Below are 21,079 nucleotides of genomic sequence, written 5' to 3'. Positions count from 1 at the left end.
GGCCGGCCGAAGCCGATCAGCGGATCAGCGGATCAGCCCTTGATCGCCTGCTGCCATTGCTTCAGGAACGCGAGCCGCTTCGACTGGTCCAGATAGACGAGCAGGCCGGTGCCGATCTGGATCGGCTTCAGCGAATCGCCGAGTTCCTTCGTGAGGCCCGCGGCCGACGTTTCGCCGGTCACGTCCGTGCGGATCGCGTACAGGTTGGCCTGGTTCGCGATCAGCGTCTGGCCGCGTTTCGACAGCAGGTAGTCGACCCACAGCTTCGCGGCGTTCGGATTCTTCGCCTTCTTCGAGATGGTGGCGAGGCGGCTCACGACCTGCGTGTAGTCCTTCGGAAACACGTAGCCGATCGACTTGTCCTTCTTTGCCTTCGCGTACGCGTACGATCCGAAGATGTTGTAGCCGATCAGGTTCTCGCCCGACGAAATGCGCTCCATCATCGCGCCCGTGCTCGACTGCAGCTTCGGGCCGGTCGCGCCGATCGCCTTCACGAGTTCCCACGTGACCTTCTCGTTCAGGTGCGCGTCCTGCGTCAGCGCATTGAAGCCGACGCCGGATTTCTCGACGTCGTACGTCGTGAGCTTGCCCTTGAACTTGTCCGGTTGCGACGCGAGCAGCTTGATCAGCTCGGCGCGCGTCTTCGGCACTTCGTTCTCGGGGATCAGGCGCTTGTTGTAGACGATCGCGAGCGGCTCGAACGTCGTGCCGTACGCCTGCTTCTGGTACTGCGCCCATTGCGGCAGGTTCGCGCTTTCGGGCGAATCGTAGGACGCCATCAGGCCGTCGTTGACGAGCTTGACCTGCAGATCCATCGCCGAGCTCCACAGCACGTCGGCGCTGGTGCTGCTCGCCGCGTTCTCGCTGATGTAGCGGTTGTACAGCTCGGTGCTGTTCATGTCGTTGTACTCGACCTTCACGCCGTACAGGCTTTCGAAGTCCTTGATCAGCGGACGTACGAGGCCCGTGTCGGTCGTCGAGTAGACGATCAGCTTGCCTTCCTTCTTCGCGGCGTCGATGACGCCCTGGTAGCTCCCCGGATACCCGGCCGGAACCTGCGCGGCGGCGCTGCCGGCGGCAGTGCCCAGAACGACCGCCAGCGCGGCGGCGAGGTGCTTCGGTGCAAACGGCATGTCTTCCTCCAGTTACGTCTAGGTGTTGTTCGAGTGGAGCGGATGTTAATTGCGGCGCACTTTCAGCCCGCTTTCATTTTGGTAAGCAATCGTGTCCATCGTGTCATGGATTTCCCGAGGTCGAAGCGGCGGCGGCCGCGCGTTTTGCAGCGCGCGGCACGGTCGGGCGAGGGCGAGCGGCGGGGTGCCGCGGGGCGCGGCAACGATGACAGGCGCGGCTAGGCCGGTTGCGCGAGCAGCTTGCCGAGCAGCCGGCCGCCATGCCGCGCGTGCGCGGCCGTCAGCGCGGAATACCCGACGACGACGCCCGCTTCGCACCGGGCGCTTCGACAGAATCCGCGGATCGGCTGCAATTCGATGCCGTCCGCCTGGGCTTGCGCGACATACGTCGCGTCGTCCATCCCGGGCGGCAGCCAGAGCACGAAATGAAAGCCCGCGTGCTCGCCGGACACCGTGTACCGCCCGCCCGCGTGTTTCGCCAGCTGGTCGAGCACGAGGTCGCGCCGCTGGCGGTACGCGTGACGCGCGGCGCGCAGGTGCTTCGCAAAATCGCCGTGCGCGATGAAGCGGGCCAGCGCCAGCTGCGGCGCCACGCCGACCGAGCGCGCGGTCGCATGCCACACGGCCGACAGCGCCGGCCGCAGTTCCGCCGGCACCACCATGAAGCCGATCCGCAACCCCGAGAACAGCGTCTTGTTGAACGAGCCGCAGTAGATCACGCGATCGCACGCGTCGAGCGATTTCAGCGCGGGCAGTGGGGCGGTCTGGTAGCTGAATTCGCCGTCGTAGTCGTCCTCGATGATCCACGCGCGGGTGCGCTGCGCCCAGTCGAGCAGTTCGAGCCGGCGCGACACCGACATCGTGACGCCGAGCGGCGCCTGATGGGCAGGCGTCACGTAGGCTGCGCGCGCATCGGGATGCCGCTCGAGTGACGCCGTGTCGATGCCTTCGCGATCGACCGGAACGTCGATCACGGTCGCGCCCGCGATCGTGAAGATCTGCCATGCCGACGCATAGCCGGGGTCTTCCATCAGCACCGTCGAACCGGGCGCGAGCAGCGTGCGCGCGACGAGATCGATCGAATGGCGGATGCCGGTCGTGATGAAGATGTCGCCGGCGTCGCACGGGATGCCGCGATATTCGCGCAGGTACGCGGCGATTTCGTCGCGCAGGCTTTCGACGCCTTGCGCCGGCGTGGCACCGAGGTCGTGCGCGGTCGCGGCAAGCAGGCTGGCCCCGAGCGCCTTCTTCCATTGCTGCATCGGCAGCAGGCCGGGATCGGCAAGCCGCGCGACGAACGGGACGCCCGGGCGCACGCCTTGTTCCGGCACGGCGTCGTCGATCGGGCGTACTGAAGCGGGGCTTGCGTCGGAAAGGGGAAGGCCGGTGGTGTCGCGCGATTGCGCGGCCGCGCGCAGATAGCTGTCCGGCACCACCGCGCATACCCGCGACCCCGACCCTTGCGTGCGGGCGATGTAGCCCTCGGAGCACAGCCGGTCGTACGCCGCTTCGACGGTCCCCCGGGCGACGCCCCAGCGCGCGGCGAGCGTACGGCTCGACGGCAGCGGGCTGTCGCCGGGCAGCAGGCGCTTCAGGATCGCGTCGCGCAGCGCGTCGGCGATGCACTCCTGCTTCGACTGCGGACTGCCCGCGGACAGCCCGGCTGGGCAAGGCAGATCAAGCGGAATCGCGGCTTTGCCTCGCGGCATAGTGGTCTATTCAGTCACGGATTTAATGGCCCTTCAGCTTATATCACTTTGACCTTAGATTGCTGTCGACCCCATCAATCCAACCGGAGACGAGCTCACCGCATGAAAACGCGTTCATTACCCCAGTGGGGTTGGCTGTTCCTGTTGATGCTCGTCGTGTGCCTGCCGCGAGTCACGATCGACGCGTACTTGCCGTCGCTGCCGGCGATGGCGGACGCGCTGCACGGCACCGACGCCCAGTTGCAGCTCACGCTGACCCTGTACATGGTCGGCTACGCGCTGTCGATGCTGGTGTCGGGGCCGTTGTCCGACCGTTATGGCCGCCGTCCTGTCCTGCTCGGCGGCTTGTGCCTCTACGTGGTCGCAAGCGTCGCCTGCGCGTGGTCGACCAGCATCACGGCGATCGTCGCCGCCCGCATCTTCCAGGCGTTGGGCGGCTGCAGCGGAACGGTGATCGGCCGGGTGATCGTGCGCGAGCGCTTCCCGACCGCGATGCAGGCCACGATGCTGGGCCGCATCTCGGCGGGCATGGCGCTGTCGCCGGTGATTGCGCCGCTGGCCGGCAGCGCGGTGGCCGAATGGCTCGGCTGGCGCGGCGTGTTCGGTTTGCTGGCGGCGGGCGGGCTGGTCGCAACGGCGATGGTGCTGCGCTACCTGCCCGAGACGCGCGAACGCGACGCGCGGCCGGCATCGGGCGAGGGGCTTCTGCGGACGTACGCGGGCCTGCTGCGCGAGCGCAGTTTCCTGCGCTACTCGCTCGCCATCAGTTTCGCGTACTGCACGTACTACCCGTTCATCGCGGAATCGTCGACGCTGTTCCAGCGGCAGCGCGGCGTAACGGGCCCGGTGTATGCGGCGATCTTCGGCCTGACCGTGCTCGGCTACCTGATCGGTTCGAACCTGTTCGCGCGGACCGGCACGCGCTGGAAGGCCGATTCGGTCATTGCGGCAGCGGCGGGCGTCAATCTGGCCAGCGTCGCCGTGCTGTGGATCGGCGGTGCGATCGCGCCGACGGCGGTCGCGGCGCTGGTCGTGCCGATGTTCTTCGTGATGATCGCCGTCGGGATCGCGATTCCGGCCTGCCAGTTCGCGGTGATGCAGCCGTATACGACGATCGCCGGGACGGCGTCCGGGCTGTTCTTCTTTATCCAGATGGCGATCACGGCCGCGTGCGGCGGCGTGCTGGCATGGCTGTCGGACGGCACCGCGCGCCCGATGATCGTCGTCACGGCCGGCGCGAGCGCCGCATTCCTGACGGTGGCGGTCGGCCTGCGCGAGCGGCGCCGGGCAGACGACGGTTCGCGCTTCGCGACGCGGAGCCGGCCCGCCGCCGAGCGCTGAGCGCTGAGCGACTGCCGGCGCGCCGGCCGACGCGCGCCCGCACGGGCGGCGCAACCCGTGTTTCCGCGAGGCGTCGCGATGGAAAGGATCATGTAATGTAGCGGCCTGTCGCTGACCTTACGGAATCCCCATGCGTGTGCTGCTCGTCGAAGACAATCCGAACCTCGCCCAGTCGCTGAACGATGCGCTGAGCGCGGCGCGCTTCGCGGTCGACCACATGGCGGACGGCGAGGCGGCCGACCACGTGCTGCGCACGCAGGATTACGCGCTGGTGATTCTCGATCTCGGGCTGCCGAAGCTCGACGGGCTGGAAGTGCTGCGGCGGCTGCGCGCGCGCCGCAATCCGGTGCCGGTGCTGATCCTGACCGCGCACGGCTCGGTCGAGGATCGCGTGAAAGGGCTCGATCTCGGCGCCGACGACTATCTGGCGAAGCCGTTCGAACTGACCGAACTGGAGGCACGCGCCCGCGCGCTGATCCGCCGCAGCCTCGGCCACGAGCATTCGCGGGTCGAATGCGGGCCGCTTTCGTACGACAGTATCGACCGCAGCTTCCAGCTTGCGGGCGAGCCGCTGTCGCTCACGCCGCGCGAGCGCTCGGTGCTCGAGGTGCTGATCCTGCGCAACGGCCGCGCGATCAACAAGGAAACGCTGTCGGAGAAGATCTTCGGGCTCGACGAATCGGTGAACGCCGACGCGATCGAGATCTACGTGTACCGGCTGCGCAAGAAGCTCGAGAACACGAGCATCGCGATCGTCACGCTGCGGGGGCTCGGTTACCTGCTGGAAGCGAAGGCGGAGACGGCTGAATGAGCCGCCGCGGCGCTCACGATCTTTGCGCGGAACGGATGAGCACGTTGACGCGCAACGCCGGATCGACACGTTCACGGCCCGCCAACGACACGCACGCCATTCACGGCAGACCGAGCGGGCGCCGAGCGGTGCGGGGTGCTTGCTCCGCCATGCCCCACGGCCCTGTCTGTCAGGGGGCCGCGTGACCCGCACGAACCTGCGCACCCAGGTTGCGCTGTGGCTGCTGCTGCCGCTGCTCGGGCTGCTCGCGCTCGACTCGTGGCTCACGTACCAGCGCGCGATGAGCGCCGCGCACGTCGCGTTCGACCGCACGCTGTCGTCGTCGCTGAAGTCGATCCGCGAAGGCGTGCGGCTCAACGACGGCGAGATCGAGGTCGACCTGCCGTATCTCGCGCTCGAAATGCTCGAGTCGAGCGACGGCGGCAAGGTCTACTACCTGATCCGCGAGGACAACGGCCACACGATCACCGGCTACCCGGACCTGCCGCTGCCGCACGGGCGCGACGCAGGCGACGGCGCGCTGTTCGTCACGCGTTACTACGACGTCGTCTATCGCGGCGAGCAGTTGCGAATGGCCGCGCTGCGCATCCCGGTGCACGACGTACCGACCGCGCAGTCGCGCATCGTGTGGGTGATGGTCGGCGAGACGATCGAGGCGCGCCAGGCGCTCGCGCGCGAGATCCTGGTGGGCTCGCTGCTGCAGGAAGGATTGCTCGTCGTGCTGGCGCTCGGCATCGTGTGGCTCGGCGTCGGGCGCGGGCTGCGGCCGCTGAACCGGCTGTCGGCGACGGTCGCCGCGCGCAGCGAGGACGATACGACGCCGCTCGATACCGGCGCGGTGCCGAGCGAACTCGCGCCGCTCGTCGAGTCGATCAACCAGTACATCGGCCGCACGCAACGGATGCAGGTCGCGCGGCGCCGTTTCTTCGCCGATGCGGCCCATCAACTGAAGACGCCGCTCGCGGCCGTGCAGGCCGGGGTCGAGCTCGCGTTGCGGCCCGACGAGCAGCCGCGCGCGAACGGGCACCTGCGGCGTGCGAACGGCGCCGTGCGGCAGGCCGCGAAGATCGTGCAGCAACTGCTGTCGCTGTCGCGGCTCGATTCGGACAGCGGCCATGCGGTCGCGCACAAGCACGTCGCGTTGCACCGGCTCGCGCGCAGCGTGACGCTCGACTGGTCGCCGGTCGCCCGCGCGCGCGACATCGATCTCGGCTTCGAGCACGATGCCGATCTCGACGTGCACGGGCAGTCCGACCTGCTTGGCGAAATGATCGGCAACCTGATCGACAACGCGATCCGTTATGCGGGTGATCGCGCAGTGATCACGGTGCGTGTGTCGCGCGATGGCGAGCACGCGCGACTCGACGTCATCGACAACGGGCCGGGCATTCCGGCGGACGAGCGCGACGCGGTGTTCGAGCGCTTCCATCGCGGCAGCAAGACGCAGACGGTCGAAGGGACGGGGCTCGGGCTGTCGATCGTGCGCGAGATCGCACGCGTGCATCAGGGCAGCGTGACGCTGGCGGATGCGGCTGGGGGCGGGCTGGTCGTGACGATCTGGTTGCCGGCGGCGAACGACGCCGCGCCGCGCGCTGCGTGATGGCGAGCAGGGAGGCGGGAAGCGGTGGCTGTGAGCCGCGGCTTCCCGGCAGTGAAAAGGGGCGAGCGGCTCCGCGCGCCCGGCTCAATCGCCGAACCCGATCTCCGCTTCCAGCGACTGGCCGATTTCGAGCCACGCGCCCGCGCCCTCGACGACGATCGCATTGATGCCGAACGTCAGCTCGCCGTTGAAGTTCGGGTTCGCGCGATAGGTCTGCATCGTGTCGGTCGGCTCGTGCGGCCACGCCGGATCGGGCGCGCCGGTGGCCTGGTCGATCGTCGGCATCGGGCAGCGCGTGCACGGCTTCACGAGGCGCAGCCGCACGGGCGTCGCGCCTTCCGTGTCGAGGTGTTCGACGAAATCCTCTTCGAACGCGTCGAGATCCGACACCACGATATTCGGGCGGAAGCGGTTCATCGGGATCGCCGGCGCGCCCTTCGCGGCGAGCCGCGCGTTCAGGTCGTCGAGCGATGACTGGCCGATCACGAGCAGCGGGTAGCCGTCCGCGAACTGCGTGTGCGTATCGATCTCGCCGGTCCATTTGCGGTTGCAGCCGCGGCGCGCGTCGGGCGCGAAGCGCGCGAGCTTCGTGGGCGTGCCGAGGAATTCGGTGAGCCAGGCGGCCGTTTCGGCACCCGTGTCGATCGCGTCGACGGTGTCGCGCCACACGGTCGCGGCCATTTTCGGCGTGGCGGGCGATACGTCGCCGTCGAGCGGCGTGCGGATCTCGCGCATGCCCGGTGCGTTCAGCACGAGGGCATCGCTGTCGAGCGCCGTGCGGATCAGCGCGAGGCGCGGGTGCGTGCGCTGCGTGATCATCTGCCCGGCCGGGTCGGTGATCAGCCAGTGGCGGTCGTACGCGAGGCCCGTTTCGAGCAGTTGCGCGCGCGACAACGCGATGCCGGCGCAGGATTTGATCGGGTAGACGAAGAGTTCGGCGATGGCTGGCATGACGCTGGCTGGAGGCGAATGGCGAGAGTGCGATTGTGCCAGATCGTGCCGAAGCCGTTTGGACGGCTGCGCGCCGTCGCGCAGCCGGTCATGCGAGCGGGAAGCCGGAGTCGAACGTCGTGCGCACGTCGAGCGGCTGGCGCAGCAGTCCCGCTTTCAGATAGAAGTCGGCGGTGCGTTGTTGTTCCGCGATGACCGTCGCGTCGATCGGCAGCCAGCGCGTGTTGCGGCGCTCGAACTGCAGCTTCGCGGCCGCCGGCGGAATGCCGATGATGCGCGCGAGTGCGGCGGAATATGCATCGACGTGGCGGTACGACCAGGTCTGCGCGCGTACGACGCGCCGCAGGAAATCGTGCAGCACGTCGCGCTTCGACGCGATCGCCGCGTCGGTTGCCGCGAGGTAGCTGAGGCCCGACCACAGCCCGCGGCCATTGACGAGCACGCGCGCGCGGCCGCTCGTTTCAGCGAGCGCGGTATAGGGCTCCCAGGTCGCCCACGCGTCGATCGAACCGGTTGCGAGCGCCAGCATCGTGTCGGCCGGCGGCAGGAAGCGAAACGACACGGCGTCGGGCGGCAGCCCGGCTGCATCGAGCGCCTTCAGCGTGACGAAATGGCCGATCGAGCCGCGCGTGGTGCCGATGCGCTTGCCCTTCAGGTCGGCCGCGCCTTTCAGCGCCGCATCGGGATGCACGAGCACCGCCGTGCCGTACGGGTCGGAACGGTTCGCGCCGATCACCTTGATGCGTGCGCCCGATGCGAGCGCGAAGATCACCGGCGCATCGCCGATCGGGCCGCAGTCGACGGCGGCTGCATTCAGCGCTTCGGCGAGCGGCGCGGCGGCCGGGAACTCGGTCCACGCGATGTCGTACGCAAGGCCGTTCAGCTCGCCGGCCGCTTCGAGCAGCGCGCGCAGCCCGCCTTTCTGGTCGCCGGCGCGCAGCAGCGGCCGCGTGCCCGATTGCGCGTGCAGGGCGGCCGGGGCCGCGGCGATCGTGGCGAGAGCGCTCGCTTGCGCGAGGAAATGGCGTCGGGTCGGATTCATCGTGAAGCTCGGTTGGAAAAGAAGTTCGGGGATTCAGTCAATGCGGGAGCCCGGCCTGCACATCGCGCACGGGTTCGGTGTCGACGCGCAGCAGCAGCGCGGTCAGCGGATCGCCGGTCGTTGCCGCTACCGCCGGTCGTGCGCTGGCGTCCGAGCGGCACAGCAGGTCGGCATCCGACCAGCCGGCACGGCCCGGCAACGCGCGTGCCCGCAGCCAGCCGCGCCGATCGGCGAGCAGTTGCGTGCCGGCGAGTGCGTCGGGCGCCACGCCGGCGATCGTTGCGAAAGCGCGCCACGCATCGGGCGTGGAGGCGACGCAATCGGCTCGCGCGGCGCCGGTTGCCTGCGCCACGGGCGCGCCGCGTGCCGTGACGAGCAACGTTTGCCAGCGCGCGTCTTCCGGCGGCGGTGTCGCGCCCGGCGCGAGCGCGACGACGCGCACACGCTGGCCGTCGCGCCAGCGCTCGAGCGGCTGGGGCGCGGCGGCGCCGCAGCGCACGTCGAGCGCCGGCAGCGGGACCGGCACGGGCCATGCGCCTTCCGCCTGCGCGCCGCTGCCCGCGGCGAGCGCTTTCAGGTAGTCGAGCACGGCCCAGGTGTCCTCGGGGCCGAGCGTCGCGGCGAAGCCGGGCATCGTCGACGCGCCGTGTTCGTCGCGCGTGCCGTGGCGCACGCGCCAGAACAGCTCGCCGTCGAGACGTCGGGCGAGCAGCGCGCCGGCGAAGGTCGGCGGCCAGTGCGGGAGCGTGGCCGCGAGCGGCCCTTCGCCGCGTCCGTCCGTGCCGTGGCATGCCGCGCAATGTTGTGCATACAGGTGCGCGCCGCGCATCACGTTCGATACCGAAAACGGCGCGGGATCGCGCTGGAAACTCGTCGGCACGGCGGGCGAGAGCCACAGCGAAGACGGCGGCCACGGCGCGAACCACGCAACCGCCAGCGCGGCGAGCGCGGACGCGACACGCCATTTGCGCGACACAAGTGCGATGCCCGCGAGCACGACCGCCAGCGCCGTCACCGCCATGGCGAATGCGAGTTGCCGCGTGAGTCCCGCGTCGATGCGCAGCGTTTCGAGCGCGATGCGATGGCCCCAGGGCCACGCGGCTTGACCATCGGCATCGCCCGTCAGCCCGAGCGCATGCAGCACGCGCGCCAGCGCGATTTGCGCGCGATACAGGCCTTGCAGAAACAGGAGCGCCCAGTCGGCGAACGTCGGCGCGTTCATCGGCGACGGCCGCGCCGCGCGGCAACCCTTCGTCGAACGGCGCCGTGCATCTACCAGCTCGCATCGAGCCCGAGGTGCCGCAGCGCTTCGTGGCGCAGTTCGGCGAGGCGCGCGTCGCCGCGATGGCGCGGGTAGGGCAGGTCGACGTGCAACTCGGCGACGATCCGTGCGGGGCGCGGCCCGAACACGATCACGCGCTGCGCGAGGAACAGCGCTTCCTCGACATCGTGCGTGACGAGCAGCGCGGAGAAGCCGTCGCGTTGCCACAGCGCGGTGAGCTCGGCCTGCATCGTGAGCCGCGTGAGCGAATCGAGCTTGCCGAGCGGCTCGTCGAGAATCAGCAGGCGCGGATCGTTGACGAGCGCGCGTGCCAGCGCGACCCGCTGCGCCATCCCGCCGGACAACTGATGCGGAAATACGTTCGAGAATTCCTGCAGCCCGACGCGCGCGAGCGCATCGTCGACGCGATGCTGCGCGGTGCGCGCCACGCCGCGCGCCTCGAGGCCGAGCGCGACGTTCGCACGCACGCGTCGCCACGGGTACAGCGTCGGGTCCTGGAACACGACGATGCGCGACGGATCGGGGTGCTCGATCGGCACGCCGTCCTGCGCGATCGTGCCTTGCCGCGCGGCGTCGAGGCCCGCGACGAGGCGCAGCAGCGTCGACTTCCCGCAACCGCTCGGGCCGAGCAGCGCGACGAATTCGCCCGCTGCGACCGACAGCGTGACGTCGTCGAGCACCGGCAGCGCGCCGCCGGGGCCGTCGAACGCATGGCTCACGCGGCGGATGTCGATGCGCGCGCCGCGCGGCGCCGTGACTATGGGCGCAGCGGCAGCGGACGATGCAACGGACGATTCGAGTACGGCGGCGCTCACCATTTGACGGTTCCTTTCTGCCAGGCGAGCACGCGGTCGCGCACCGCGAACAGCAGCGCGATCAGCCCGGAAAACAGCAGCGCCATCACGATCAGCGCCGCATACATGTTCACGTACGATGCCCAGCCCTGCGCCCAGCTCAGATACCAGCCGAGCCCCGACTTGACGCCCATCATCTCGGCGACGACCAGTACCGTGAACGACGCGCTCAGCCCCATGAAGATACCGACGAACACATGCGGCAGCGCGGCCGGAATCGCGACGCGCAGCACGAGGAAGCGCGCGTTCGCGCCGAGCGTGCGCGCGACGTCGTAATACTGCTTGTTGACGCTCGCGACGCCCGACCACGTGAGCACCGCGACCGGGAAGCCGGTTGCGAGCGCGATCAGGAACGCGGCCGCCGAATAGCTCGACGGGAAGAAGTAGAACGTGAGCGGCAGCAGCGCGGTGGCCGGTACCGGGCCGAGCACGCGCAGCACCGGATGCACCCAGTAGCCGATCCGGCGCGACCAGCCGATCGACACGCCTACGGCAAAGCCCACCGCGACGCCGTACGCAAAGCCGAGCGCGAGCAGCTTCAGCGTGTTGACGGCGCTGCCCAGCAGGCGCGGCCAGTCGTCGACGTAGACCTCGATCAGCGCCTGCGGCGGCGCGAAGAACGGCGTGGGCAGCCAGCCGGTTTTCGCGGTGACGATTTCCCACGCGGCGAGCACGAGCGGCAGCGCGACGAGCCACGGGCCGGCCGGGCGCACGCGCGCGAGCCGCGCACGCGACGCGGGAACGAGATGGCCGAGCGTCGCGGCGACGAGCAACAACGCGGCGATCGTCCACGCGCCGACGGCGAATTCGCCGGTGTACGCCCAGTCGCTGAAACCGACGACGCGGTTCGGCCACAGTTGCGTGAGGGCGCCGAGCACGCCCCATGCGAGCGCGGCGGCGATGCCGGTCGGCCAGGTACGCGCGCGGCGGGCTTCGGCGGCCAACGTGGCTTCGCAGGCGATGCACGCGACGCCGGACGCGGGTGCGGGCGCGGATGCGGCGGCACTGCCGCCGGAAGCGGCGGACGCGGTGCGTGCGGCGGGCGCGTGTTCGATCGTCGACATCGCGTCACCCCAGCACGTTCGCATAGACCTGCTGCGCGAAGCGCTGCGGGTCGGTGCTCTTCTTCAGCACGCTGATGCGGCGGAAGTCGTCCGCGTAGAACGCGATTTCCTGCTGCAGGTCGACGTTGGTCGGGTGGTGATTGTAGGTGAGCGTCGCGTAGAGCTTGCGCAGGTCATCGGGGTTGATCTTCGGCGAATACTTCGCGAACACCTTCGCGGCTTCGTTCGGGTTGTCGTGCGTGAATTCGGTGGCCTGCACGATCGAGCGCGCGAGTGCGGCGGCCGACGGCCGGTCGTTGCGCACGAGGTCGCCGCGCGCGCCGATCACGCAGCACACCTTGCGCGCGTATTCGCCGGACAGGTTCGTCGCCAGTTCGGTGTACGCACCGTTGCTGCGCTTCTCGAGCAGATAGAGGTTCGGGTCGCCGTCGGCGATCGCGTGGATCTCGCCCTTGTCGACCGCCACGCCGAGCAGGTCGGCCGGATACTGCCGCCACGTGATGTCGCGCTCGGGATCGATGCCGTTCTTCGCGAGCAGGATCGAGAAGAAATGCTTGCCGGGCGCGGCCAGATCGCTGACGCCGACCGTCTTGCCCTTCAGCGCCTGCAGCGTCGTCACGCCGGCCGCCTTCGCGCCGACGAGCCGCACGCAGCCGCCATGCGAGCTGCCGATGATCTTCACGTCGAAACCGGCTTCGAGCGGCTTCAGCCAGCGGTGGATCATCCCGACCGCCGCATCGGCCTTGCCGGTCGCGATCGATTCGAGCAGCTGGTCGGTCGAGCCGCTGTAGTTGATCAGATCGACCTTCAGGCCGTTCTTCTCGAAGAAGCCGCGCTCCTGCGCGACGACGATCGGCGTCAGGCAGAACGCGTTCTGGTTCCACGCGAACGTGAGCTTCTTCAGCGGCGGCGCGGACCAGGCCTTGCGGCCCAGCGTGATCGCGGGCGCAGCGAGCGCGACGGCGCCGGCCGCGCGCAACAGCTTGCGGCGCTTGTCGTCGTGCGCGTCGGCGTGCACGGGTGCGGGTGCGGTGGTTCGGGTCATGTGGTCTGGTCTCCGGTCGTGCGGAAAGGCGCTCAGTCGAGCAGGTCGGGTTCGTCGGCGACGACGCGCGCGAACAGGCTGTCGAATGCGTGCAGCGCGCCGTCGGGGCCGCCGATCTGGCCGTGCGTGTGGCGCGCGGTCGCATGATCGATCGGTTGCGGCGTGCCGGCCGCCTCGGCCAGCAACTGCGTGTGCGCGGCGTTGTCGAGCGCGATGTACCACCACGCGGCAGCCTCGACCGTCGGGCCGGCGCTCAGGATCCCGTGGTTCTTCAGGATCGCGCCCTTGTGCGTGGTGCCGTCCGGCTTCGCGAGCGCCGCCGCGATCCGTGCGCCTTCGCTCGTGTCGACGACCATCCCCGTGAAGTCGTCGAACAGCGCGTGGTCTTCGTAGAACACGCAGGCATCCTGCGTGAGCGGATCGAGCAGGCGGCCGAGTGTCGACCACGCCTTGCCGTACGTCGAGTGCGTGTGCGCGGCGGCGACGATGTGCGGATGCGCTTCGTGGATCGCCGCATGGATCGCGAACGCGGCCTTGTTCAGCGGCCGCGTGCCGATCGCGGTTTCGCCGCGCGCGTTGACGAGCAGCAGGTCGGACACCTTGATCTGCGAGAAATGCACGCCGAGCGGGTTCACCCAGAAGTGGTCGGGCAGTTCGGGGTCGCGTGCGGTGATGTGGCCGGCGAGCCCCTGTGAGAAGCCGAAGCGGGCGAACAGGCGGAATGCGCCTGCGAGCCGTTCCTGACGGTGACGGCGCTCGGCGGCGATGTCGATGCGCGGTGCCGGCGGATCGAACCAGAAATGCTGGCGTGGCGCTTCGGCGAGTTCGAGACCCGATGTCGTACGGATAGGCGAGGCAAGGACGGCGGACATGATGGCGGATGGCTCCAGTAGGCTCCGTTGGGCTCAGGCCGCGCGGCGTGCCGCGTCGCGGGCGGCGACGGCGCTGCGCACGCGCGGAATCAGTTCGCGGCCGTAGTCGATCGCGTCTTCCAGCGGATCGAAGCCGCGGATCAGGAACGTCGTGACGCCGAGGTCGTAGTAGTCGAGCAGCGCGTCGGCGACCTGTTCGGGCGTGCCGACGAGTGCCGTCGAATTCGAGCGTGCGCCGGTGAGCTTCGCGATCTCGGTCCACAGCCGCTTGTCGACGCGCGAGCCGCGTTCGGCCGCTGCGAGCAGGCGGCGCGCGCCTTCGCTCTGCTGCGGGCCGCCGGCGCCGAGGCCGGCCGCTTCGCGCAACCGGCGCGTTTCGTCGAGGATGCGATGCGCGCGCGCCCATGCTTCGTCTTCGGTCGCGGCGAGGATCGGGCGGAACGACACGGAGAAGCGCACCTGGCGGCCATGCTTCGCGGCTTCGGCGCGCACGCGCGTGGTCAGGTCGCGCACCTGGTCGAGCGATTCGCCCCACAGCGCGTAGACGTCCGCGTGCTTGCCGGCCACTTCGAGCGCCGCTTCCGATGCGCCGCCGAAATAGATCGGCACATGCGGCTGCTGGAACGGTTTCACTTCCGAAAAGCCCTGTTTGAACCGGTAGTGCGCACCGTCGTGATCGAACGGCTGCGCTTCGGTCCAGATTCGTCGGAGGATGCCGAGGTATTCGTCGGTGCGCGCATAGCGCGCGTCGTGGTCGAGGAAGTCGCCGTCGCGCTGCTGTTCGCTGTCCGAGCCGCCGGAGATGAAGTGCACGGCGAGCCGGCCGCGGCTGAACTGGTCGAGCGTCGCAATCTGCCGCGCGGCGAGCGTCGGCGCGGTGAAACCCGGGCGATGCGCGAGCATGAAGTGAATGCGCTCGGTCGCGGCCGCGGCGAACGCGATCGTCAGCGTCGCCGACGGGCCGGTCGAGTGGTGCGGCACGAGGATCCGGTCGAAGCCGGCCGTCTCATGGGCGCGTGCGAAGTCGCGCACGTAATCGGGATCGACGACGGGGCCGGACGCCGGATGGATTTCCGACTGCTTCTGGCTCTGGATCATGCCGATGAATTCGACGCTCATCTGGGTCTCCGGTGCAGGGACGTCCCGGCGCGCGGCCGGGCAGGAATGGAGCGCAGGTTAACGCCGGGATCATGCGAAACGGAAATAATCAATCCCGAATTGAATATCAGATTTGCATGGTTTGGGCGAAGGTGCGCTGCGCATACGCTGTGGGCTCACGAAAGATCGGGCGCGCGGGCGCCAGCGAATCCGGCGCCGCGCGTGACGGATCGCCGACTTCATGAGAAACCGCGCCGCGTGGCGATCGATTGCCGCGATTGCCGCATGCCGTATTACTTTGCGTATTGCCCAGGGAATCCGTCTCGATGTCCGCCAGCCTTGCCGCTTCCTCGCCAGCGCCGCAGCCGCGTTCGCTGCGCCTCCTGTCCACCGACGATGCCGACGCCGACGACGCACGCGTCGCCGCGCTGCTCGACCGCCTCGCGCCGGAGCTGGCCGCCGACGCGGCCCGCAACGACGCTGACGGCCGCTTTCCGCACGAGAACTTCGCGCGGCTGCATCGCGCGGGGCTGATCGCCCAGGTCGTGCCGCGCGAGCATGGCGGCGCCGGTGCGACGCTCGCGCAGGCGAGCCGGATCGTGGCCGCCGTCGCGAGCGCCGACCCGGCGACCGCGCTGGTGCTGACGATGACGTACCTGCAGCATCGCGCGCTCGGCCGCGCCGACAACCGCTGGCCGGCGCAGGTTCGGCGGGCGGTATTCGACAGCGCGGTCACCGAAGGAGCGCTGATCAACGCGCTGCGCGTCGAGCCCGCGCTCGGTTCGCCGTCGCGCGGCGGCCTGCCGGAAACCATTGCACGGCGTGACGGCGACGGCTGGCGGTTGTCCGGCCACAAGCTGTACAGCACCGGGATTCCGGCGCTGCGCTGGCTGGCCGTGTGGGCGCGCACCGACGAGCCGGTGCCGCGAGTCGGCGTGTTTCTCGTGCCGCGCGACCGCGACGCGGACGGCGATCGCATCCGCGTGATCGAAAGCTGGAATCACCTCGGCCTGCGTGCGTCAGGCAGCCATGAGGTCGTGTTCGACGACGTGCGGCTGCCGGCCGATCACGCGGTCGACGTACGCGCACCGGACGCATGGGCCGTGTCGGCGGCGACCCATGCGGATGCCGACGCGCAGGCCGACCAGCAGGCGTGGATGGTCGCGCTGCTCGGCAGCCTGTACGACGCGGTGGCGCGTGCGTCACGCGACTGGCTGGTCGGGTTCGCGACGACGCGTGCGCCGAGCGGGCTGGGCGCGCCGCTGGCGACGCTGCCGCGCGTGCAGGAAGCGGTCGGCGAAATCGAGGGCTGGCTGCATGCGAACCGTGTGCTGCTCGACGATCACGTCGCGCGCACCGACGCGGGCCACGCACCGACGGTCACGACGAGCGGCCTCGTCAAGCGGACCGTGACCGAGCATGCGATCCGCGTGGTCGAGCAGGCGTTGAAGCTGTCGGGCAATCACGGGCTGAGCCGCGCCAATCCGCTCGAACGCCACTATCGCGACGTGCTGTGCAGCCGCGTGCACACGCCGCAGGACGATGCAATCGCGGTGGCGGCAGGGCGTGCGGCGCTCGAAGCGGCGAGCCGCAGCGAGACGAAGCGCGCAGCGAACGGCGAGACGGAGACGCGCGGGGCGTCGGTCAACGAGACCGAACGCGGCCGCAACGATGCGTGACGGGAGCCGGGCGGGCGCGGTCGCCAATCGGGCGGCGCGGTTCCGACGATTCCGACGATTCCGACGATTCCGACGCCGCCCGGTGGTCCGGTCAGGCCGCCTTGCCGTGCGCCTGCTCCGGCAACGCGAACGCGGTGCGCGCATGCTCGGCAACGGCGGCAAGCGGCGCGTCGAAGCGGGCCGCATCGTGCCGGCGCAGCAGCCACAGGTCGATCTGCGGCTTGAAATCGGCGAGCGGCACGATGTCGAGCGCATCGCGCAGTGGGCTGCCTTCGACGAGCGGCAGCGGCATCAGCCCGATGCCGAAGCCGTTCGCGACGCTCTGCAGCTGCAGGTCGCGGCCGTAGGTGTCGAGCGTGACCGGCATCGGCAGGCGCTGCGCGTCGAGCGCGCGCCGCAAGCCCGCGCGAAAACCGCAGCCGTCCGGGTTGAGCACCCAGCCACGCGCGTGGCAATCGGCGAGCCGGTAGCTGCGGCGCGGCCAGTCACCCTTGCGGCCGACCGCGACGAGCCGCGTAGCCAGCAGCCGTTCGCCTTCGACCTGCGCCGGCAGCACCATTTCGCGCGCGAGGAACACCAGCGCCGCATCGAGTTCGCGCCGGGCGACGCGCTCGACGAGCATGCCGCCCCAGGCGGTCGTGACCTGCGTCGCGAGCGCGGGCCATTGCGCGGCGAGTTCGGCGATCAGCGCGGGCAGCATCAGCTCGCCGAGGCCCTGCGTGAGGCCGATCCGGAATTCGCCGGCAGGCGGCTGCTCGCCGGCCGTCAGCTCGCGCAGCGCATCGACTTCGCGCAGGATCGCGCGACACTGCTCGAACACTCGCCGGCCGATGTCGGTCGGGCGCGGCGGCTTGGTGTTGCGATCGAGCAGGGTCACGCCGAGCGCTTCCTCGAGATTCTGGACGCGCCGCGTGATCGCGGGCTGCGTCATCCCGAGCTCGGCCGCGGCCTGGCTCAGGGTCTGGCAGCGGACGACCGCTGCAAAAGCGTCGATATCGCTAATTTTCATGTTTGTTCTGCATGGTCTTTCAGGTGCATCATGACGATCCATCATATTCGGCATCATATTCGAGGAGTCAGCCGATGAGTACGCTTTCGTTGCATCAGACGCCGCTGCGGCCGTTCGTCGACGGTCTGGGCGCACTGCTCGCGTCCGGCGCGAACGAGGCGCGCATCCTCGACGAGGGCGGTGCGCTGCTCGCCGCGCTCGTCGAACACGACGACTGGTTGCCCGACGCATTCGCGCAGCCCGACCCCGCGCGCTATCGGCAGTACCTGCTGCATCTCGACCCGGACGAGCGGTTCTCGGTCGTCAGCTTCGTGTGGGGGCCCGGCCAGACGACGCCGATCCACAACCACACGGTGTGGGGGCTGATCGGGATGCTGCGCGGCGGCGAGTTCTCGCAGCCGTACCGGTTCGACGCGGCGGGCAAGCCGGTGCCGGCGGGCGACGCCGTGCGGCTGCAGCCGGGCGAAATCGAGGCCGTGTCGCCGCGCATCGGCGACGTCCATCGCGTGACCAACGCGTTCGACGATCAGGTATCGATCAGCATCCACGTGTACGGCGCGAACATCGGCAAGGTCGAGCGCGCGGTGTTCCTGGACGACGGTACCGTGAAGCCGTTCGTGTCGGGTTATTCGAACGCCTGATGCCTGATGCAACGCCCGCACGCGCGGCCGGTTGCCGGCACGCGCCGGCCGGCCCGAGATTCAACCGTTCCGCTTTCGTCCCCGACTTCAACGCATTCAATCAACACAGAGACACCGTGACGCAATCCGCCGACTCCACCTCCCGCTTTCCCGTCGCGTCGTACCAGGACGTGCGCGCCCGCCTGCTGGCCCGCGACGAGATCGCGCTGATCGACGTACGCGAGGAAGATCCGTACGCACAGGGCCACCCGCTGTGGGCCGCCAACTTTCCGCTGTCGAAACTCGAACTCGACGCGTGGACGCGGATTCCGCGCCGCGACACGCCGATCGTCGTGTTCGGCGAAGCGGGCGGCGAGGATCTCGCGCCGCGCGCGGCCGCCACGCTCGCGCAACTCGGCTACACCGATGTGCGGTTGCTCGACGGCGGCCTCGCGGGCTGGCTCGCCGCGGGCGGCGAACTGTTCATCGACGTGAACGTGCCGAGCAAGTCGTTCGGCGAATGGGTCGAGGCCGAGCGGCATACGCCGTCGCTGTCCGCGCAGGAGGTGCAGGCGCTGATCGATGCGAAGGCCGACGTCGTGATCGTCGACGCGCGCCGCTTCGACGAATACCAGACGATGAACATCCCGACGTCGACGAGCGTGCCGGGCGCGGAGCTCGTGCTGCGCGTGCGCGCGCTCGCGCCGAACCCGGCGACGCAGGTGATCGTCAACTGCGCGGGCCGCACGCGCAGCATCATCGGCACGCAGTCGCTCGTCAACGCTGGGCTGCCGAATCCGGTCGCCGCGCTGCGCAACGGCACGATCGGCTGGACGCTCGCGGGCCAGACGCTCGAACGCGGCGCCGCGCGACGCTTTCCGGACGACATCGACGCGACGCAGCGCGCCGACGCACGCCGGGCGGCGCGCGCGGTGGCCGAACGCGCGGGCGTGCCGCGCATCGCGCTCGCGGACGTCGCCGCGCTCGACGTGCCGGGCCGCACGCTGTACCGCTTCGACGTGCGCACGCCGGAGGAGTACGAAGCCGGCCACCTGCCGGGTTTTTTGAGCACGCCGGGCGGCCAGCTCGTGCAGGAGACCGACCATCACGCGGCCGTGCGCGGCGCGCGGATCGTGCTTGCCGACGACGACGGCGTGCGCGCCGACATGACCGCGTCGTGGCTCGCGCAGATGGGCTGGGACGTGCGGGTGGTCGAACCGGAGGACGGCACGGCACGGTTCGACGAGCGCGGCCAGCCGCCGCGCGACGTACCGGCGACCCCGAGCGTGACGGACATCTCGCCCGCGACGCTCGCAGGCTGGCTGAAGGAGGCCGTGCCCGGCGAACTGGCGATCGTCGACGTGACGGCCAGCGCGAACTACGTGAAGCGGCATATCCCGGGCGCGTGGTTCGCCGTGCGTGCGCAGCTGCGTGATGCGCTCGCGGCGATTCCGCCCGCGAAGCGCTACGTGTTCACGTGCGGGTCGAGCCTGCTGGCGCGGTTCGCGGCGGACGACGCCCGCGCGCTGCTGCCGGCTTCGGCCGACATCTCGGTGCTCACCGGCGGCACGGCCGCGTGGATCGACGCCGGGCTGCCGCTCGAAAGCGGCGAGACGCATCTGGCCTCACCGCGCGTCGACCGCTACCGCCGCCCATACGAAGGCACCGACAACGCGGCGGCCGCGATGCAGGCGTATCTCGACTGGGAGTACGGACTGGTCGATCAGTTGAAGCGGGATGGCACGCATCACTTCAACGTGATCTGACCGATACGGTGCAACCGGGCGCGTCGCGTCGTGCGTCGCGCCCGGTCAGCGCGCCTGTCAGCGCTTGAACGTGTCGACGGCCGTGCGGCCGACGGCCGGATCGTCGGTGAAGAAGCCGTCGATGCCCGCGCGCAGGTACGCCTGGATCTCGCGCACCGAGCCGGCCGTGTTGCGCGTGGCCGGCGTGCCGCCATCCTTCAGCGACGCGGGCAGGAAGTTGTTTTCCGGGCGGAACGTGTACGGATGCACGACGAGGCCGGCCTCGTGCGCATAGCGCACGTACGGCGTCGGCTGCTGCAGCGTGCCGTCCGCGGCGACCGCGATGATCGACGTCTTGTACGGGCCGACGCCGTTCGCATAGGTCGCGATCTCGCGCATGCCGTCGCGCGTCGACAAGTCGCCGTAGGTGCGCTTGTCGTTCGCCTTCACGAAGTCGTACGGGCGCTGGCCGGCTTCGTCCATAAGCTGCACGAGCTTCCAGTTCGGCTGGCTCGACTTGATCCGGTTGCGGATCGTCTTCAGGTTCGCGACCTCGAACGACTGGATGTAGACGGTCGCCGTGCGCGCCGTGTACTCGTCCTTCAGCAGCGCATCGACGAGACGGTCCTCGAGCGGCAGGCCGATCGACTGGAAGTAGGTCGGATGCTTGGTTTCCGGATACAGGTGGATCGTGCGGCCGGTCTGCGCGGACATCTGCTTCGCGAGCGCGACGATCTCGTCGAAGGTCGGGATCTCGAACTGGTCGTTGTACGCGGTGTTCGCGGGGCGCACCTGCGGAATGCGCTCGCGGGCGCGCAGCGTCTTCAGCTCGGCGAGCGTGAAATCCTCGGTGAACCAGCCCGTCAGCTCGGCGCCGTCGATCGTCTTGGTCGCCTTGCGGCTCGCGAACTGCGGCAGCGTCGACACGTTCGTGGTGCCCGAGATCTCGTTCTCGTGACGCGCGACGAGCACGCCGTCGCGGGTCGACACGAGGTCGGGCTCGATCACGTCCGCGCCGTCCTCGACCGCCTTGCGATACGACGCGAGCGTGTGTTCGGGGCGCAGCGCGCTCGCGCCGCGATGGCCGACCACCTGGACCTTCGCGGAAATCGGCTGGGTGGGATCGGACGCGACGTCGTCGCCGCCGCACGCGGCGAGCAGGAACGCGGCGGCACAGGCGAACGGAACGCAGCGCAGGGAGGTCGGGCGCTTGAAGAGCATGTC

18 protein-coding genes are annotated in these 21,079 nt (G+C 69.6%); 6 read left to right on the top strand and 12 right to left on the bottom strand.

Going from position 1 to position 21,079, the window contains the following annotated elements; translation table 11 throughout:
- Nucleotides 1–32 precede the first annotated feature (32 nt).
- Together CFB47_RS25875 and CFB47_RS25870 are read right to left on the bottom strand one after the other, a co-directional pair.
- Nucleotides 33–1,133 (bottom strand): ABC transporter substrate-binding protein, encoded by a 1,101-nt coding sequence (locus CFB47_RS25875; RefSeq protein WP_089462730.1) that lies wholly within the window; start codon nucleotides 1,131–1,133, stop codon nucleotides 33–35.
- Nucleotides 1,134–1,351: 218 nt separating this feature from the next.
- Nucleotides 1,352–2,842 carry a PLP-dependent aminotransferase family protein gene (locus CFB47_RS25870; protein ID WP_089462729.1) on the bottom strand — a complete coding sequence of 497 codons (1,491 nt, stop codon included), beginning with the start codon at nucleotides 2,840–2,842 and terminating at the stop codon, nucleotides 1,352–1,354.
- Between the two features lie 102 nt (nucleotides 2,843–2,944).
- Between CFB47_RS25870 and CFB47_RS25865 the strand changes: the two genes are divergently transcribed.
- The 3 genes from CFB47_RS25865 to CFB47_RS25855 all read left to right on the top strand — a co-directional run bounded on the left by CFB47_RS25865 (nucleotide 2,945) and on the right by CFB47_RS25855 (nucleotide 6,594).
- Nucleotides 2,945–4,183, top strand: coding sequence for a multidrug effflux MFS transporter (locus tag CFB47_RS25865; protein WP_089462728.1), 1,239 nt, complete (start codon nucleotides 2,945–2,947; stop codon nucleotides 4,181–4,183).
- A gap of 130 nt (nucleotides 4,184–4,313) precedes the next feature.
- Entirely contained in the window at nucleotides 4,314–4,994 is a 681-nt protein-coding gene (locus tag CFB47_RS25860; protein WP_089458090.1) for a response regulator, read from the top strand.
- 181 nt (nucleotides 4,995–5,175) lie between these two features.
- Entirely contained in the window at nucleotides 5,176–6,594 is a 1,419-nt protein-coding gene (locus CFB47_RS25855) for a sensor histidine kinase (protein ID WP_089462727.1), read from the top strand.
- Nucleotides 6,595–6,678: 84 nt separating this feature from the next.
- Here the strand turns inward: CFB47_RS25855 and CFB47_RS25850 are convergent, their stop codons facing one another.
- The 8 genes from CFB47_RS25850 to CFB47_RS25815 all read right to left on the bottom strand — a co-directional run bounded on the left by CFB47_RS25850 (nucleotide 6,679) and on the right by CFB47_RS25815 (nucleotide 14,823).
- Nucleotides 6,679–7,545, bottom strand: a complete 867-nt coding sequence (locus tag CFB47_RS25850; RefSeq protein ID WP_089458092.1) for an MOSC domain-containing protein — start codon at nucleotides 7,543–7,545, stop codon at nucleotides 6,679–6,681.
- A gap of 88 nt (nucleotides 7,546–7,633) precedes the next feature.
- On the bottom strand, nucleotides 7,634–8,587 hold the full coding sequence (locus CFB47_RS25845) for an ABC transporter substrate-binding protein (protein ID WP_089462726.1): 954 nt from the start codon (nucleotides 8,585–8,587) through the stop codon (nucleotides 7,634–7,636).
- A gap of 37 nt (nucleotides 8,588–8,624) precedes the next feature.
- Complete coding sequence (locus CFB47_RS25840; RefSeq protein ID WP_089462725.1) at nucleotides 8,625–9,809, bottom strand: cytochrome c; 1,185 nt, start codon at nucleotides 9,807–9,809, stop codon at nucleotides 8,625–8,627.
- A 50-nt stretch (nucleotides 9,810–9,859) separates the two neighbouring features.
- Nucleotides 9,860–10,687 (bottom strand): ABC transporter ATP-binding protein, encoded by an 828-nt coding sequence (locus CFB47_RS25835; protein WP_089462724.1) that lies wholly within the window; start codon nucleotides 10,685–10,687, stop codon nucleotides 9,860–9,862.
- On the bottom strand, nucleotides 10,681–11,787 hold the full coding sequence (locus tag CFB47_RS25830; RefSeq protein ID WP_089463552.1) for an ABC transporter permease: 1,107 nt from the start codon (nucleotides 11,785–11,787) through the stop codon (nucleotides 10,681–10,683). Before CFB47_RS25830 ends, CFB47_RS25835 begins: the two co-directional genes overlap by 7 nt.
- A gap of 4 nt (nucleotides 11,788–11,791) precedes the next feature.
- Nucleotides 11,792–12,832: an ABC transporter substrate-binding protein gene (locus tag CFB47_RS25825; protein WP_089462723.1), complete on the bottom strand. Its 1,041-nt coding sequence runs from the start codon at nucleotides 12,830–12,832 to the stop codon at nucleotides 11,792–11,794.
- Nucleotides 12,833–12,864: 32 nt separating this feature from the next.
- The gene (locus CFB47_RS25820; RefSeq protein WP_089462722.1) at nucleotides 12,865–13,704 is read right to left on the bottom strand and encodes a class II aldolase/adducin family protein; all 840 of its coding nucleotides are present in this window, start codon (nucleotides 13,702–13,704) and stop codon (nucleotides 12,865–12,867) included.
- 33 nt (nucleotides 13,705–13,737) lie between these two features.
- The gene (locus CFB47_RS25815; RefSeq protein WP_089442602.1) at nucleotides 13,738–14,823 is read right to left on the bottom strand and encodes an LLM class flavin-dependent oxidoreductase; all 1,086 of its coding nucleotides are present in this window, start codon (nucleotides 14,821–14,823) and stop codon (nucleotides 13,738–13,740) included.
- A gap of 305 nt (nucleotides 14,824–15,128) precedes the next feature.
- On the opposite strand from CFB47_RS25815, the gene CFB47_RS25810 reads away from it, so the two are divergent.
- Nucleotides 15,129–16,481 (top strand): acyl-CoA dehydrogenase family protein, encoded by a 1,353-nt coding sequence (locus CFB47_RS25810; protein ID WP_089462721.1) that lies wholly within the window; start codon nucleotides 15,129–15,131, stop codon nucleotides 16,479–16,481.
- Nucleotides 16,482–16,572: 91 nt separating this feature from the next.
- Here the strand turns inward: CFB47_RS25810 and CFB47_RS25805 are convergent, their stop codons facing one another.
- Nucleotides 16,573–17,547 carry a LysR family transcriptional regulator gene (locus tag CFB47_RS25805; RefSeq protein WP_179258982.1) on the bottom strand — a complete coding sequence of 325 codons (975 nt, stop codon included), beginning with the start codon at nucleotides 17,545–17,547 and terminating at the stop codon, nucleotides 16,573–16,575.
- A gap of 17 nt (nucleotides 17,548–17,564) precedes the next feature.
- On the opposite strand from CFB47_RS25805, the gene CFB47_RS25800 reads away from it, so the two are divergent.
- Both CFB47_RS25800 and CFB47_RS25795 read left to right on the top strand, forming a co-directional pair.
- Complete coding sequence (locus CFB47_RS25800; protein WP_089458099.1) at nucleotides 17,565–18,131, top strand: cysteine dioxygenase; 567 nt, start codon at nucleotides 17,565–17,567, stop codon at nucleotides 18,129–18,131.
- Nucleotides 18,132–18,247: 116 nt separating this feature from the next.
- The gene (locus CFB47_RS25795; protein WP_089462720.1) at nucleotides 18,248–19,876 is read left to right on the top strand and encodes a rhodanese-related sulfurtransferase; all 1,629 of its coding nucleotides are present in this window, start codon (nucleotides 18,248–18,250) and stop codon (nucleotides 19,874–19,876) included.
- 57 nt (nucleotides 19,877–19,933) lie between these two features.
- Here the strand turns inward: CFB47_RS25795 and CFB47_RS25790 are convergent, their stop codons facing one another.
- Entirely contained in the window at nucleotides 19,934–21,076 is a 1,143-nt protein-coding gene (locus CFB47_RS25790) for a glycerophosphodiester phosphodiesterase (protein ID WP_089462719.1), read from the bottom strand.
- Between the last annotated feature and the right edge of the window lie 3 nt (nucleotides 21,077–21,079).

This window comes from Burkholderia sp. AU27893 (genome assembly GCF_002223205.1).
Taxonomy (GTDB): Bacteria; Pseudomonadota; Gammaproteobacteria; order Burkholderiales; family Burkholderiaceae; genus Burkholderia.
Note: the sequence above shows the minus strand (reverse complement) of the source record. Positions and strands in the feature narration are given on the sequence as shown.

What these genes read in the sequence shown, in the direction of transcription:
- CFB47_RS25875 (WP_089462730.1), bottom strand. Translation starts at nt 1,133, where the DNA reads ATGCCGTTTGCACCGAAGCACCTCGCCGCCGCGCTGGCGGTCGTTCTG.
- CFB47_RS25870 (WP_089462729.1), bottom strand. Translation starts at nt 2,842, where the DNA reads ATGCCGCGAGGCAAAGCCGCGATTCCGCTTGATCTGCCTTGCCCAGCC.
- CFB47_RS25865 (WP_089462728.1), top strand. Translation starts at nt 2,945, where the DNA reads ATGAAAACGCGTTCATTACCCCAGTGGGGTTGGCTGTTCCTGTTGATG.
- CFB47_RS25860 (WP_089458090.1), top strand. Translation starts at nt 4,314, where the DNA reads ATGCGTGTGCTGCTCGTCGAAGACAATCCGAACCTCGCCCAGTCGCTG.
- CFB47_RS25850 (WP_089458092.1), bottom strand. Translation starts at nt 7,545, where the DNA reads ATGCCAGCCATCGCCGAACTCTTCGTCTACCCGATCAAATCCTGCGCC.
- CFB47_RS25845 (WP_089462726.1), bottom strand. Translation starts at nt 8,587, where the DNA reads ATGAATCCGACCCGACGCCATTTCCTCGCGCAAGCGAGCGCTCTCGCC.
- CFB47_RS25840 (WP_089462725.1), bottom strand. Translation starts at nt 9,809, where the DNA reads ATGAACGCGCCGACGTTCGCCGACTGGGCGCTCCTGTTTCTGCAAGGC.
- CFB47_RS25835 (WP_089462724.1), bottom strand. Translation starts at nt 10,687, where the DNA reads ATGGTGAGCGCCGCCGTACTCGAATCGTCCGTTGCATCGTCCGCTGCC.
- CFB47_RS25830 (WP_089463552.1), bottom strand. Translation starts at nt 11,787, where the DNA reads ATGTCGACGATCGAACACGCGCCCGCCGCACGCACCGCGTCCGCCGCT.
- CFB47_RS25825 (WP_089462723.1), bottom strand. Translation starts at nt 12,832, where the DNA reads ATGACCCGAACCACCGCACCCGCACCCGTGCACGCCGACGCGCACGAC.
- CFB47_RS25820 (WP_089462722.1), bottom strand. Translation starts at nt 13,704, where the DNA reads ATGTCCGCCGTCCTTGCCTCGCCTATCCGTACGACATCGGGTCTCGAA.
- CFB47_RS25815 (WP_089442602.1), bottom strand. Translation starts at nt 14,823, where the DNA reads ATGAGCGTCGAATTCATCGGCATGATCCAGAGCCAGAAGCAGTCGGAA.
- CFB47_RS25810 (WP_089462721.1), top strand. Translation starts at nt 15,129, where the DNA reads ATGTCCGCCAGCCTTGCCGCTTCCTCGCCAGCGCCGCAGCCGCGTTCG.
- CFB47_RS25805 (WP_179258982.1), bottom strand. Translation starts at nt 17,547, where the DNA reads ATGATGCCGAATATGATGGATCGTCATGATGCACCTGAAAGACCATGC.
- CFB47_RS25800 (WP_089458099.1), top strand. Translation starts at nt 17,565, where the DNA reads ATGAGTACGCTTTCGTTGCATCAGACGCCGCTGCGGCCGTTCGTCGAC.
- CFB47_RS25790 (WP_089462719.1), bottom strand. Translation starts at nt 21,076, where the DNA reads ATGCTCTTCAAGCGCCCGACCTCCCTGCGCTGCGTTCCGTTCGCCTGT.